Origin of the sequence: Streptomyces adustus (assembly GCF_009377175.1) — a bacterium.
Lineage (GTDB): Bacteria > Actinomycetota > Actinomycetes > Streptomycetales > Streptomycetaceae > Streptomyces > Streptomyces adustus.
Window position 1 is genome coordinate 1 of the sequence record NZ_VJZD01000260.1, and the last position, 13,133, is coordinate 13,133.

Here is a 13,133-nt window from a genome sequence, read left to right on the forward strand (position 1 = left end):
GCGCGGGGCGTGAGGGGTGGCGATCACGCGGTCAGATCCGCCGCCCCCACATGGCCGAAGACCTGGCCTCCGTCGGTCTCCGTGAGCAGATAGGCCTGGGCCTCGCCCACATGGAAGTACATCCCGTGCAGTTCCAGTGCTCCTTCCCCGAGGGCTCGGGTCACCGACTCGTGCGCGCGCAGATGCTCCAGCTGCTGGACGACGTTGGTCAGGCAGAGCCGCTCGACCACGTCCTCGGGCTCGCGTCCGGTCATCCGGGCGCCGGGCCGGTCGGCGTCGGTCTCGTCGGCCACGCGTCGCAGGCTCGGCCGGCCGTGTCGCAGCCAGCGCTCCAGCGGGGTCCGGGCGTCACCGGGACCGGCGTCGAGCAGCGCCTGCATGGCTCCGCACCCGGAGTGTCCGCACACCGTGATGGAGCGCACCTTCAGCACGTCCACCGCGTACTCGATCGCGGCTCCCACCGAGTCGTCCCCGCTCTCCTCGCCGGGCAGCGGTACGAGGTTGCCCACGTTGCGCACCACGAAGAGGTCGCCCGGACCACTGGAGGTGATCATCGAGGTGACGAGACGTGAGTCGGCACAGGTCAGGAAGAGCTGGGTCGGGCGCTGCCCCTCACGGGCCAGCCGGGCCAGTTCACCCCGCACCAGGGGTGCCGTGTTGCGCTGGAACGCGCTGATGCCACGCACCAGTTGGTGCTCGCTGGGCTCCGACGGCGGCGGCGACGAGGCTGCCGGGGCGCCGCCCGGCGTTGCGCCGTTCACCCCGACGGGTGCTCCGCCGTTCGCTCCGCCGGGTGTGCCGGCCGGGTGGTCCCGCGTCGGCCGGCCCGGACCGCGGCCGGCCGCCCCGGCGCCGTGCGGGCCCGATGCCCCCGCCGGTGGCCCACCGGACGCCACCACGGACTGCGGTCCCTCGCACTGGTGGTTGCGCCACGCCGTCCAGGGTCGGCAGCGGCAGTCGGCGGGCTCCTCGGCCCCGGTGGTCGCGGTGCCGGTGCGGCGCCCTGTCGCGGGGGAGGGCTCGGCGATCCGGACGCGGGCGCTGCGGCTGGTCAGCTCGGCGGAGCCGCCCTGCGCGGTGTGCGTCTTCTGCCAGTCGTGCAGCGACTCGTACGCCGCGTGGTCCATGAACGAACCGTCCAGCTCCACCACGGCTCGGGCGCCCTGGGGCACGAGATGCAGGGCCTGGTTGAGCCGGGGCACCGCCAGGAACGTCAGCTGTCCTCGGACGTGTACGTGATGGACTCCCTCCCTCTCGTCGTGCGTGATGCGGGTGCGGGTGAGCCGGTGCAGGGCGACGGCGACGGCGACGCCGATGCCCAGCGTCACGCCCTCCAGGACCCCGAGGACCACCACGCCGAGTGTGGTGACGGCGTACACCAGCACTTCTCGGTGGCGGGTCACCGTGCGGATGTGGTGCAGGGACACCATCTGGATGCCGACGGCCATCACCAGGGCGGCGAGCGAGGCGAGCGGGATGAGCTCCAGGATCGGGACCATCAGCAGCGCGGCGATCACTACGAGAACGCCGTGCAGCATCGTGGAGTTCCGGCTCACCGCACCGGCTTGGACATTCGCCGAACTGCGCACGGCCACTCCGGCCACGGGCAGCCCGCCGAGCGCTCCGGAGACCATGTTGGCGGCGCCCTGGCCGAGCAGCTCGCGGTCGAGACGGGAGCGGCCGACGCGGGTGCTCAGGCCCGGGGTCCGGGCCACCAGCTTGTCCACCGCGACCGCGCCGAGCAGCGACTGCACGCTGCACACCAGCGTGGTGGTGAGCACGGCGGCGACCAGACCGAGCGCCGGGCCCTCGGGCAGTCCGGCCAGGGCATGGCTGTGCCAGGACGGCAGGTCGACCCTGGGCAGGTCCAGTCCGGTCAGGGCCGCGACCGTGGTGGCTCCGGCGACGGCGACGAGCGCCGCCGGGATCCGGCGCAGCAGGCGGCCGGCCGGGCCCGGGATCCGGGGCCAGAGCAGCAGCAGGGTGAGGGTCAGCGCGCTCACGGACACGGCGGCCGGGCGCAGACCGGCCAACTGCGCGGGCAGCGCGCGGAGGTTGGCGAGGACCGAGCTCTGCGGACTGCCGCCGAGGACGATGTGCAGCTGTGCGACGGCGATGGTGATGCCGATGCCGGCGAGCATGCCGTGCACGACGGCGGGACTGACCGCGAGCGCGCCGCGTGCCACGCGCAGGCAGCCCAGACCGAGTTGGGCGAGTCCGGCGAGGACGGTGATGGCGCAGGTCGTACGCCATCCGTAGCGGTGGATGAGGTCGGCGGTGACGACCGTGAGTCCGGCCGCCGGGCCGCTGACCTGGAGCGGGGAGCCGCCGAGCCGGCCGACGACCAGGCCGCCCACGGCCGCGGCGACCAGGCCGGACTGGAGCGGTGCGCCGGTGGCCAGGGCGATGCCCAGGGACAGGGGCAGGGCGATCAGGAAGACCGCGATCGACGCGGACAGATCGGCCCCCGCCAAGGGGAAGCGCCGGGGTGGGACCGGCGGGGGGTGGTCGGTCGAGTGGTGGTCCTTCGTCCGGGGCGGCGCGGCGGCGGGCGGCGCGGTCCGCCGGGCGAGGCCGAGGGCGTGGGTTCGGGTGGGGACGCTGGCTGACATGTTCCCGTCTCCTCCGGGGCAGCGCGGTCGCGGAACGGATGGTCCCCGTCGATGGCGGGGCTCTGGTCGCGGCCGTGGGTCACGGCGTACTGCGGCGGGATAAATCAACGTTCGGTAAATAGACCGTAATGCAAAGTAAAGGCCTTCAATGCATATTGCAGGCAAATGGGTCAATAAATCACTCAGCGGGGTGATTTATGCATTTGGTCGGCTTGTCGTATTAATTCCTTCTCGGGCTCGTGCGACCTTGACGGCGCTGTCGGCTCGTCCCGGCACGTCCCAGAAGACGCCGCCATCGGCGTTGGCCTGAGAGAAGGAAGAAGGTGGGCGGACATGGCCGCCACCCAGAGGATCGCCGCGGGCGCTGTGGTCGCCGCGGCCGTAGCCGTCTCGCTCGCCGGCTGCACGACGGGCACCGGGGGCTCTCCCGGTGCGAACGAAGGGGTGCCGGGCCCGCAGAAGGCCAAGGGTGCCCCGGCGCCGGGCAGCGTGGTCCGCCTGATCGGCGACGGTTCCACCGCGTACACCGGAGCGCAACCGCACCTGCCGAGGCCGGAGCGGCTCAAGCCCGGCCAGAAGCCCCCGCAGTTCGTCGTGTTCTCCTGGGACGGGGCGGGCGAGGACAGCCAGAAGCTGTTCTCCCACTTCCGCAAGGTCGCCAAGGAGAACCGCGCGACGATGACGTACTTCCTGAGCGGCGTGTACATGCTGCCCAAGGAGAAGCGTGACCTCTACAAGCCGCCACAGCACTCGCCGGGCCGCTCGGACATCGGTTTCAACGACGAGCAGGGCATCGCCGACACCGTGAAGCAGCTGCGTATGGCGTGGCTGGAGGGCAACGAGATCGGCACCCACTTCAACGGCCATTTCTGCGGCCCGAACGGTGGTGTCGGCGAATGGTCCGTCAGTGAGTGGAAGGACGAGATCGCCCAGGCCAAGCGGTTCGTCGAGTCCTGGAAGACCAACACCGGCATGACGAAGTCGTCCCCGCTGCCCTTCGACTACGGCAAGGAGCTCATCGGCGCCCGCACCCCCTGCCTGGAGGGCCGGGACAACTTCGTGAAGGCCGCGGCCCAGCTGGGCTTCCGCTACGACACCAGCGGCGTGAACAACCAGGTCTGGCCGAAGAAGCGGGAAGGCCTGTGGGACCTGTCCATGCAGCTCGTGCCCTTCCCCGGCCACACCTACGAGCAGCTCACCATGGACTACAACTTCATGGTCAACCAGTCGGGCACGAAGACCCAGGGCGACCCGGACAAGTTCGCCCTCTGGGGCGACCAGATGCGGGACGGCCTGCTCAAGGGCTTCGAGCGCGCCTACGACGGCAACCGCGCACCCCTGGTCATCGGCAACCACTTCGAGTCCTGGAACGGCGGCACCTACATGCGCGCCCTCGACCAGGTCATCGGGAGCGTCTGCAACAAGCCCGAGGTGCGCTGCGTCTCCTTCCGGCAGCTCGCCGACTGGCTGGACGCCCAGGACCCGCAGACCCTGGCCAGACTGCGCACCCTGGAGGTGGGCCGAGCCCCCGAGCAGGGCTGGGCGTCCTTCCTGTCGGCCCGCCCGGCACCCGCTCCCAAGGGTGTTCCCGGCGCGCCACCGGCCGATTCGGCTACGCGGGGGCGGTGACCCCCTCGCCGAGCACGAACCCGGGGTCGATCTGTGCCGCCAGGTCGGCCCCGGTGCGCTCGTTTCCCCAGGACTGGGCGTTCTTCAGGTGGAAGTGGACCATCTGCCGTGTGTAGCGCTCCCAGTCGCGCAGCTCGTAGGTCGCGTCGGTGGCCGTGTGCAGCAGGCGCAGGGCGCGGCGGTTGCCGTCCTCCAGCAGCTCGAACCGGGGCGGCCGCCCCTTCTCCATCGCGCGCACCCAGTCCGAGTGCCCGACCGTCACCAGCAGGTCGTCGCCGACCTCGCTGCGCAGGAAGTCGACGTCGTCCTGGTTCTGCACCTTGTTTCCGACGACCTTCAGGGCGACGCCGAAGTCGCGGGCGTACTCCTTGTACTGGCGATAGACGGAGACTCCCTTCCGGGTCGGCTCGGCGACGAGGAACGTGATGTCGAAGCGGGTGAACATGCCGGAGGCGAAGGAGTCCGAGCCGGCCGTCATGTCGACCACGACATACTCGCCGGGGCCGTCCGCCAGGTGGTTCAGGCAGAGCTCCACCGCTCCCGTCTTGGAGTGGTAGCAGGCGACCCCCAGGTCGGAGTCCGTGAAGGGGCCGGTGACCATCAGACGGACGGCGCCGCCGTCGAGTTCCACCGGCCGGGCGCAGGCGTCGTAGACCGGATTGGGATCCCGCACCCGCAGCAGGCGCGAGCCCTCGCCGGGCGGTGTCGTCTTGATCATCGTGTCGGCGGAGGTGATGCGCGGGTTGGAGCCGCGCAGATAGTCCTTGATCAGCCGAAGCTGTCCGCCCATCGCGGGCAGCCTCGCCGCCTCCTGCTCGTCGAGGCCGAGGGCGGCGCCCAGGTGCTGGTTGATGTCGGCGTCGACGGCGACGACCGGCGCTCCGGCGGCCGCGAGATGACGGATGAACAGGGAGGACAGGGTCGTCTTTCCGCTGCCGCCCTTCCCGACGAAAGCAATTTTCATGTTCACCAAGCGTAGTTGCTCGATCGCTTTGCGTGGTGGGGGAGTGAAGAAGACCACTCCTTCGTGGGGTGCGCCCCCAGGGTGCGTAATGTCGTACTCATGAGTACGACAGGTGCGTCCGCCGATCCGCTCGCGGCCCTGGGCTCGCTGCCCGGGGTGGCCGAGTCCGTGGAGTCCGTGCGCAAGGCCGTGGACCGGGTCTACGGGCACCGGGTCATGCGGCGGCGCAGCAACGAGATCACCTCCGAGGCGGCTCTGCGTGGCGCCCGCGGTTCCGCGGCCCTGTCCGGCGCGGACTGGGGGCTCGAAGAGGTGCGTCGGCGCACCGACTTCAGTGGCGACGACGAGGCGCGCGTCATGGGCGCGGCGCTCCGGCTGACCGCCGAGGCGGGCCAGTTGCTGTCCATCTGGCGGCAGTCCCCGCTCAGGGTGCTGGCCCGGCTGCACCTGGTCGCCGCCGCCGGTCGGGGGGACGAGGTCGGGCGGCCTCGTCTGGCGGGCGAGGAGGTCGATGAGCCGCTGGTCGAGCTGCCGCTGCCGAGTGCGGCGGAGGTGTCCGGCCGGCTGGAGGGCCTGTCCGAGCTGATCATCGCGGGCGGTTCCGCGCCGGCTCTGGTGACGGCGGCCGTGGTCCACGGCGAGATCCTCGCGCTGCGCCCGTTCACCTCGCACAACGGCCTGGTGGCACGCAGCGCCGAACGCATCGTGCTGGTCGGCAGCGGCCTCGACCCCAAGTCGGTCTGCCCGGCCGAGGTCGGCCACGCCGAGCTGGGCCGGGCGGCCTACCTCGCGGCCCTGGACGGCTATGTGTCGGGCACCCCGGAGGGTGTGGCGGCCTGGATCGCCCATTGCGGCAGGGCGGTCGGGCTGGGCGCCCGCGAGTCGACGGCCGTGTGCGAGGCACTGCAACGCGGGGCGGCGTAGACGCGAAAAGAGGCCCCGACGGGGCCTCTCAGGGTTGCGGCGGTACGGAGATCCGTACCGCCGCTGGCATGTTCACCCGGTTACCAGGCGTCCTCGATATATACCCATCAGGCCGGGAGCTTTGCCCGAACCTGGTGCGGCTGGCCCGTAATCGACGGGTCGACGTCGCGTGGGTGCCCAGTGTTCATGCGGGGTCCGTGGGGCCAAATGCGTTTAAAAGGTGATCCTCTCGGATGTCCTTCGGTCTCGCGGGCCACTGATTCCTTTGTACTGCACGCCCGGGGGAAGCGGAACCCCTGACCGCACTTCTTTACTTTCAGTATCAAAGACGTGCTAATCGGTCACCTCTGCCGCAAAAGGTGTCGAATCGGGGTGAAGTCGCAGGTCAGGCTATGGCCGATCGGCGCCGGCTCGCGTACCAGACCAGCCCCGCCGTGGCTGCCGCTGCTCCTATCGCCGCGGCCACCACGAGGGCGGGCCGGGCCGGTACGGCGAGCCCCGGAATGCGCTGCTTCAGGCGCACCGGCCGGTGGAAGTCGAGGACCGGCCAGCCCTGTGCGACCGCCTCGCGGCGCAGCGCGCGGTCCGGGTTCACGGCGTGCGGATGGCCGACGGAGCGAAGCATCGGCAGGTCGGTCGCCGAGTCGCTGTAGGCGTAGCAGCGGGCGAGGTCGTAGCCCTCGGACTCGGCCAGCTCCTTGATCGCCTCGGCCTTCGTCGGGCCGTAGGCGTAGTACTCCACCTCCCCGGTGAAGCAGCCGTCGTCGCCCACGACCATCCGGGTGGCCACCACGCGGTCCGCGCCGAGCAGCTCGCCGATGGGCTCGACCACCTCGGCGCCCGACGTGGACACGATCACCACGTCGCGTCCGGCGGTGTGGTGCATCTCGATGAGGGAGGCGGCCTCGTCGTAGATGATCGGATCGATCAGGTCGTGAAGGGTCTCGGCGACGAGTTCCTTCACCTGTTGGACGTTCCAGCCGCGGCACATCGCGGACAGGTACGCACGCATGCGTTCCATCTGGTCGTGGTCCATGCCGCCCAGCATGAAGACGAACTGGGCGTATGCGGTCCGCAAGGCGGCCCTGCGGTTGATCAGTCCGCCTTGGTAGAAGGACTTGCTGAAGGTGAGTGTGCTCGACTTCGCAATGACCGTCTTGTCCAGGTCAAAGAAGGCAGCTGTGCGAGGCAAGGAGTGGTTTTCCACGCCCCGAGCATAGGCGCAGCCCATTCGGCGTAAGGTTGGCGCGTGGGTTTGCCTGAGAGGGCTCTCGGGTACACCATGGAAGTCACGGATCGTTCGCGACCGTGCTAACCCGGTCCGACTCCTCCCCCCCCGAGTCGGCCGTGGAGACGACCCCCGCTCTCCCCCCCGGCGGGGGTCGTCGCATGTCCGGACGGGTTTTCCCCCCTTTCGCACGGTCGCGGAGCCGCTTGGAGGCGGTCGAGGCGGCCCTCTTCGTGTGCCCATGATCGGTCACTGTGTGTAGTCAAAGGGCTGCTCTGGGGAAGTCGTGCGCAGGCCGGTGCGAGGCCGCCGGTTTGGGTGGCGGCGATATTCACAACAGGCGAGTTGTCCACAGTTTTCGACCAAGATCCACAAGATTTCCGGGATCGCTGCACCGTGATTCCAACGCGTCCGGCCCACGGCGAGTTCCATGGCCGGTTCCGATTGCCGGTCGCGTTTGGCCGGTTTCCGGCTGCCGTTCATAGGGCGGCCGGACACCGGGTCTTCACACCTACGGGAATCGCGGGGCCGCGGAGGCTGCGCGAGAAGCAGCGAAGGGGGATGGAAACCGTGGCCGGAACCGTCACACACGACCCGCCGCCGACCACCGGGGGCCCGCCGGGCAAGCCGTTGATCGTCACCGAGGACGCGGAGCTCCTGGACGACCTGCTGCGCCTGTGCGCGGCGGCCGGCGCCACACCCGAGGTCCACCACGGCGTACCGAAACCGCGGGGCAGCTGGGAGACGGCACCGCTTGTCCTGGTCGGCGACGACGCAGCCCGGCGGGTGCGCGGGGCCGCCCGCAGGCGCGGAGTGGTGCTCGTCGGGCGGGACCAGGACGACTCGGGGGTGTGGCGGCGGGCGGTCGAGATCGGCGCCGACCACGTCCTGATGCTGCCGGACGGGGAGCAGTGGCTGGTCGACCGCATCGCCGACGTCGCCGAGGGCGTCGGCCGGCCCGCGCTCACCGTCGGCGTGATCGGCGGCCGCGGCGGCGCCGGGGCCTCCACGCTCGCGTGCGCCCTCGCCGTCACCTCCGCACGCGAGGGGCTGCGCACCCTGCTGGTGGACGCGGATCCGCTGGGCGGCGGTCTCGACGTACTCCTCGGCGGCGAGACGGCCGAGGGGCTGCGCTGGCCCGCCTTCGCCGCCTCACGCGGACGTGTCGGCGGCGGCGCCCTGGAGGAGTCCCTGCCCCACCTGCACGCGTTGCGGGTGCTGAGCTGGGACCGCGGCGACTGCGTCGCCATCCCGCCGCAGGCGGTGCGGGCGGTGCTCGCGGCGGCCCGGCGCCGGGGCGGCACCGTGGTCGTGGACCTGCCGCGCCGCATCGACGACGGTGTGGCCGAGGCGCTCGCCCAGCTCGATCTGGGCCTGCTGGTGGTCCCCGCCGAACTGCGCGCCGTCGCGGCGGCAGGACGGGTGGCGTCGGCCGTCGGCATGATCCTGCGCGACCTGCGGGTGGCGGTACGCGGGCCGTACTCGCCCGGACTCGACGACCGCGAAGTGGCGCGACTGCTCGGCCTGCCGCTGGCCGGCGAGGTGCCCGCGGAGTCCGCGCTGCTGCGGCCGAACGGGGGCAAGGCGCCACCGGGAGCGGCCGCGCGAGGACCGCTCGCGCGGTTCTGCAAGGAGTTCTGGGCACGTGCCCTGGTCGAGACGGCGGGCCCATGAGCGCCTTCCCCGGAACCGAGCGGGCCACCGGCTCGGCGCTCCTGGACGGCGTACGGCAGTGGCTGGCCGAGAGCGGGGCCGAACCGACCCCCGCGCGCGTCGCGCAGGCCCTGCGCGAACAGGGACGGGTCCTCGGGGACGCCGAAGTGCTCGGCGCCGCCGAGCAACTGCGCCGCGAACTGGTCGGCAGCGGGCCACTGGAAGCGCTGCTCGGCGATCCCACGGTCACCGACGTGCTGGTCTCGGCTCCGGACCGGGTCTGGGTGGACCGGGGCGGCGGGCTGGAACTGACCTCGGTCTCCTTCCCGGACGCGGCGGCCGTACGGCGCCTCGCGCAACGGCTGGCCGCGGTGGCCGGACGCCGGCTCGACGACGCGCGGCCCTGGGCCGACGCCCGGCTGCCGGACGGCACCCGGCTGCACGCGGTGCTGCCGCCGGTCGTCGTCGGCTGCACCTGCCTCTCGCTGCGGGTGGTACGCCCCCGCGCCTTCACCCTCGACGAGTTGGTGGCTGCGGGCACGGTGCCGCCGGGCGGGGACCGCGTGCTGCGGGCACTGCTGCGGGCCCGGCTGTCCTTCGTGATCAGCGGTGGCACCGGCAGCGGCAAGACGACCCTGCTGAGCGCGCTGCTCGGGCTCGTCGGCCCGGGGGAGCGGATCGTGCTCGCGGAGGACTCCGCGGAGCTGCGGCCGGACCATCCGCACGTCGTACGCCTGGAGGCGAGACCCGCCAACCAGGAGGGCGCGGGCCTGGTGACCCTCGAGGACCTGGTGCGGCAGGCGCTGCGGATGCGCCCGGACCGACTGGTCGTCGGCGAGGTGCGCGGTCCCGAAGTGGTCCATCTGCTGGCCGCGTTGAACACCGGCCACCAGGGCGGCTGTGGAACGGTCCATGCCAACGCGGCCGCCGACGTACCGGCCCGGCTGGAGGCACTCGGCACGGCGGCCGGGCTCGACCGGGCCGCGCTGCACAGCCAGGTCGCGGCGGCCCTGTCGGTGGTTCTGCACCTCTCGCGCGACCGGGCGGGGCGGCGGCGGATCGCCGAGGTCCATGTGCTGGAGCGGGATGCGACGGGGCTGGTGCGGACGGTGCCGGCACTGCGCTGGGGCGCGCGGGCGTTCGCCCGCGAACGGGGGTGGGAGCGGCTGCGGGAGCTGCTTCACGGCCCGGACGGCGGGAGCGGACAGGACGGCGGGAGCGGACAGGACGGCGGGAGCTGACGGGTTCGCGTGACCGGCCCGCGTGGACGGTCTGCATGGCCGGTCGGCGTGACCAGGACGGGGCGGTCGGCGGGCGGTCCGTCCCGGCCGACGGGTGGTCGGTCTCGATCGGCGGAGGTGCCGGATGAGGAGAGAGGACGGCGGGAGACGTGAGCGCAATGGGTGGGATCTCGTGGAGCGAGTCGGTGCTGGGCGCGGCCGTGGCGTGCGTGGCAGCGGCCGCCTGGTGGACGGGCGGTCGGCACTCCGCGGCCCGGCGGGCACAACTGCTGCTCGCGGGCGGCGGAGCGGTCGCCACCGGCCCGCCCGGGTGGCGGCAGCTGTCCTGTGGACTGCGGCAGATCCGCGGCCGCTGGCGGCCCGAGTGGTGGGCGCTGACCGCCGGGCTGCTGCTGGCGGTGCTGGGGACCTCGGTGCTGCCGGTCGCCGCGGGGGCGGCGGGGGTGCCGTTGGCACGCCGGGCCCGGCTGGCCGGTCGGGCCAGGAAGGCGCGAGGGCGCCGGGAGGACGCGGTCATCGCTCTCTGCGGGACGCTCGCCGGAGAGGTGCGTGCCGGGCGGCAGCCGCGTGAGGCGCTGATGCGCGCCGCACGCGACTGCGAGGGGCTCGGGGACGCGCAGGCGGCGGTGCTGGCGGCGGCGAGGTTCGGCGGGGACGTCCCCACGGCGCTCGCGGCCGCGGCTCGGCAGCCCGGGGCCGAGGGACTGCTGGGCCTCGCGGCGTGCTGGCGGGTGGCCGTGGACCGGGGAGCGGGCCTCGCGGCCGGACTCGACCGGATCGAGAGGGCACTGCGCGCCGAACGGGACCAGCGCGCCGACCTCCGTGCCCAGCTGGCCGGTGCCCGCTCCACGGCGGTGATGCTCGCCGGTCTGCCCGTCCTGGGACTTCTCCTCGGCGGTGCGCTGGGCGCCGACCCGCTGCACGTGCTGCTGCACACGGGGGTCGGCCTGGGCTGCCTCCTGGCCGGCGGTCTCCTCGAAGGCCTCGGGATGTGGTGGGTGCTGCGGATCGTACGAGGGGCGGACATCGCATGAGCGTGGACGCGGAGGTTTTCCACAGGCTGGGGGTGACCCTGGGGGCGGCGCTCGTCCTCGGTGGGCTGGCGGCCTGGGCGGCGGCGGTGCGGCGGCGCAGGGCACGGCGGCGGATCGCCGAACTGCTCGGCCGGAAAACGGAATCGACCGGGGCCCGCCCGAAGATCGGTGAGGTCGCACGGCGCCGGCTGCCCTGGGTGGGGGCGGTGATCGCCGGATGGGTGGTGGTCGGCGGCTTCACCGGCGCGGTGGTGGGCGTGCTCGCGGCGGTCGCGCTGCGGCGGTGGCGTCTGCGGCAGGCGTCCACGGGCCGCACGGCGGGCGCCGACGTGGGGGAGGCCGCCCGGCAGCTCCCGCTCGCCGCGGAACTGCTGGGTGCCTGTGTGGAGGCCGGAGCAGGTCCGGTGATCGCCGCCCAGGCGACCGGCGAGGCGCTCGGCGGCCCGGTCGGGTCGGCGCTGGCGCGCGGCGCCGCGGAGGTGCGGCTCGGGGGCGAACCGGGCGAGGCCTGGCGGCGGCTGGCCTCGATCCCGGGCGCGGAGGCCCTGGCGCGGCTGCTGGAACGGGCCGGTGAGTCCGGGCTCCCCGCGGCCGTCCCAGTCGCACGGTTCGCCGCGGACGCCCGCGCGGAGCGGGCGCGCGACGCGGCGGTACGAGCCAGACGGGCGGCGGTGATGGTCACCGTGCCGGTGGGGCTGTGCTTCCTGCCCGCGTTCATCGCCGTCGGCGTACTGCCTGTCGTGATCGGGCTGGCGGGCGAGGTGATGGGAGGGGGTGGCGGATGACGGGCCGACGGACCTGAGAGCGCACGGCAGACAGCGAGGGCCGGCCACACGGCCGGCCACCACGGACCAGAGAGATCGACGGAACCGGACCTTACGGGGGCTGAGATGTACAAGGCGGTACGGGTGCGGCTGCGCGCCCTGAAGTGCAGGGCACGTGCGGTGCGCGAGGACGCGGGGATGGTCACGTCCGAGTACGCGATGGGGATCGTCGCGGCAGTGGCGTTCGCCGTGCTGCTCTACAAGGTGGTGACGAGTGGCCAGGTCAGCGCGGAGTTGGAGGCCATCGTGAAGCGGGCGCTCAGTGCGTCCATGTGAGCGGGGCGCGGACCGGGGGTTCGTGACGGCCGAGTCGGCGGTGGTGCTGCCCGTGCTGGTGCTGTTCGCGCTGGCGCTGGTGTGGGCGCTGCTCGTGGCGGCCGTACGGATCCAGTGCGTGGACGCGGCGCGGACGGGGGCGCGGGCGGCGGCCCGCCAGGACCCGCCCGACGCGGTACTGGAGGTCACCCGTGCGGCGGCACCGAGCGGTGCGGAGGTCACGGTGGGCCGTTCGGGTGATCAGGTCCGCGTGGTGGTCGTGGCCAGGCCCCCGGCGCTGCACGGGCTGCCGTTCGAGGTGCGGGAGGAGGCGGTGGCATGGGCCGAGGAGACGGTGGAGTCGGTGGAGGCGGATCCGTGACGGGGCGTCGCAGGGGGAGCCGGGGGCTTCGGGTGGTCCGGGCGGAGGGTGCCGGGCTCGACGGCGGGCCGCGCTCGGACCGCGGCTCCGCCACCGTCTGGGGCGTCGGAGCGGTCGCCGTGCTGTGCGTCGTGTTCGGGGTGGTGCTGGCGCTGGGCCAGGCCGTCGTGACCCGGCACCGGGCGGCCGGCGGCGCGGACCTCGCGGCGCTCGCGGCGGCCGATCTCGCGGCGGAGGGCGGCGCGGCGGCCTGTGCGCGGGAGGAGCGGGTGGCGCGGGCCCAGGGCACCCGGCTGGTGCGGTGCGCCGTGCTGGGCGAGGTGGCGGACGTGTCCGCGGCCTCGGGGCGGGGGCCGTTCGAGGCCGAGGTCAGGGCCCGGGCGGGCC

The 13,133-nt window shown here is 73.0% G+C and carries 12 protein-coding genes; 9 read left to right on the forward strand and 3 right to left on the reverse strand.

Annotated elements, in window-relative coordinates:
- Window positions 1-23: 23 nt before the first annotated feature.
- Window positions 24-2,612 carry a SulP family inorganic anion transporter gene (locus FNH09_RS38470; protein WP_152894515.1) on the reverse strand — a complete coding sequence of 863 codons (2,589 nt, stop codon included), beginning with the start codon at window positions 2,610-2,612 and terminating at the stop codon, window positions 24-26.
- A gap of 333 nt (window positions 2,613-2,945) precedes the next feature.
- Here FNH09_RS38470 and FNH09_RS38475 point away from each other — a divergent pair, with 333 nt between their 5' ends.
- Complete coding sequence (locus FNH09_RS38475; RefSeq protein WP_152894516.1) at window positions 2,946-4,241, forward strand: polysaccharide deacetylase family protein; 1,296 nt, start codon at window positions 2,946-2,948, stop codon at window positions 4,239-4,241.
- On the opposite strand, the gene FNH09_RS38480 is transcribed toward FNH09_RS38475, so the two are convergent.
- Window positions 4,225-5,205 carry an ATP-binding protein gene (locus FNH09_RS38480; RefSeq protein WP_152894517.1) on the reverse strand — a complete coding sequence of 327 codons (981 nt, stop codon included), beginning with the start codon at window positions 5,203-5,205 and terminating at the stop codon, window positions 4,225-4,227. The two genes, FNH09_RS38475 and FNH09_RS38480, sit on opposite strands and share 17 nt — an antisense overlap.
- 99 nt (window positions 5,206-5,304) lie before the next feature.
- Here FNH09_RS38480 and FNH09_RS38485 point away from each other — a divergent pair, with 99 nt between their 5' ends.
- A complete protein-coding gene (locus FNH09_RS38485; protein WP_152894518.1) occupies window positions 5,305-6,129 on the forward strand; it encodes a Fic family protein in 825 nt (274 codons plus the stop codon).
- Window positions 6,130-6,514: 385 nt separating this feature from the next.
- Here the strand turns inward: FNH09_RS38485 and FNH09_RS38490 are convergent, their stop codons facing one another.
- Window positions 6,515-7,360, reverse strand: coding sequence for an HAD family hydrolase (locus tag FNH09_RS38490; protein WP_152894519.1), 846 nt, complete (start codon window positions 7,358-7,360; stop codon window positions 6,515-6,517).
- A gap of 558 nt (window positions 7,361-7,918) precedes the next feature.
- Here FNH09_RS38490 and ssd point away from each other — a divergent pair.
- The 7 genes from ssd to FNH09_RS38525 all read left to right on the forward strand — a co-directional run.
- A complete protein-coding gene (ssd, locus tag FNH09_RS38495) occupies window positions 7,919-9,031 on the forward strand; it encodes a septum site-determining protein Ssd (RefSeq protein WP_152894520.1) in 1,113 nt (370 codons plus the stop codon).
- Window positions 9,028-10,251 carry a TadA family conjugal transfer-associated ATPase gene (locus FNH09_RS38500; protein WP_152894521.1) on the forward strand — a complete coding sequence of 408 codons (1,224 nt, stop codon included), beginning with the start codon at window positions 9,028-9,030 and terminating at the stop codon, window positions 10,249-10,251. Before ssd ends, FNH09_RS38500 begins: the two co-directional genes overlap by 4 nt.
- A gap of 158 nt (window positions 10,252-10,409) precedes the next feature.
- A complete protein-coding gene (locus tag FNH09_RS38505) occupies window positions 10,410-11,285 on the forward strand; it encodes a type II secretion system F family protein (RefSeq protein ID WP_152894525.1) in 876 nt (291 codons plus the stop codon).
- 2 nt (window positions 11,286-11,287) lie between these two features.
- Complete coding sequence (locus tag FNH09_RS38510) at window positions 11,288-12,070, forward strand: type II secretion system F family protein (RefSeq protein ID WP_162469737.1); 783 nt, start codon at window positions 11,288-11,290, stop codon at window positions 12,068-12,070.
- Between the two features lie 105 nt (window positions 12,071-12,175).
- Window positions 12,176-12,385 (forward strand): DUF4244 domain-containing protein, encoded by a 210-nt coding sequence (locus FNH09_RS38515; protein ID WP_152894523.1) that lies wholly within the window; start codon window positions 12,176-12,178, stop codon window positions 12,383-12,385.
- On the forward strand, window positions 12,372-12,746 hold the full coding sequence (locus tag FNH09_RS38520) for a TadE family type IV pilus minor pilin (protein WP_162469736.1): 375 nt from the start codon (window positions 12,372-12,374) through the stop codon (window positions 12,744-12,746). Before FNH09_RS38515 ends, FNH09_RS38520 begins: the two co-directional genes overlap by 14 nt.
- A 32-nt stretch (window positions 12,747-12,778) precedes the next feature.
- Window positions 12,779-13,133: Rv3654c family TadE-like protein (locus FNH09_RS38525; protein WP_338017815.1), on the forward strand; the 355-nt coding region annotated here is incomplete at its 3' end.

Bases quoted from the DNA above. Each gene is read 5' to 3' on its own strand.
- FNH09_RS38500 (WP_152894521.1), top strand. From the start codon at position 9,028: ATGAGCGCCTTCCCCGGAACCGAGCGGGCCACCGGCTCGGCGCTCCTG.
- FNH09_RS38490 (WP_152894519.1), bottom strand. From the start codon at position 7,360: ATGGGCTGCGCCTATGCTCGGGGCGTGGAAAACCACTCCTTGCCTCGC.
- FNH09_RS38480 (WP_152894517.1), bottom strand. From the start codon at position 5,205: ATGAAAATTGCTTTCGTCGGGAAGGGCGGCAGCGGAAAGACGACCCTG.
- ssd (WP_152894520.1), top strand. From the start codon at position 7,919: ATGGAAACCGTGGCCGGAACCGTCACACACGACCCGCCGCCGACCACC.
- FNH09_RS38505 (WP_152894525.1), top strand. From the start codon at position 10,410: ATGGGTGGGATCTCGTGGAGCGAGTCGGTGCTGGGCGCGGCCGTGGCG.
- FNH09_RS38485 (WP_152894518.1), top strand. From the start codon at position 5,305: ATGAGTACGACAGGTGCGTCCGCCGATCCGCTCGCGGCCCTGGGCTCG.
- FNH09_RS38515 (WP_152894523.1), top strand. From the start codon at position 12,176: ATGTACAAGGCGGTACGGGTGCGGCTGCGCGCCCTGAAGTGCAGGGCA.
- FNH09_RS38470 (WP_152894515.1), bottom strand. From the start codon at position 2,612: ATGTCAGCCAGCGTCCCCACCCGAACCCACGCCCTCGGCCTCGCCCGG.
- FNH09_RS38475 (WP_152894516.1), top strand. From the start codon at position 2,946: ATGGCCGCCACCCAGAGGATCGCCGCGGGCGCTGTGGTCGCCGCGGCC.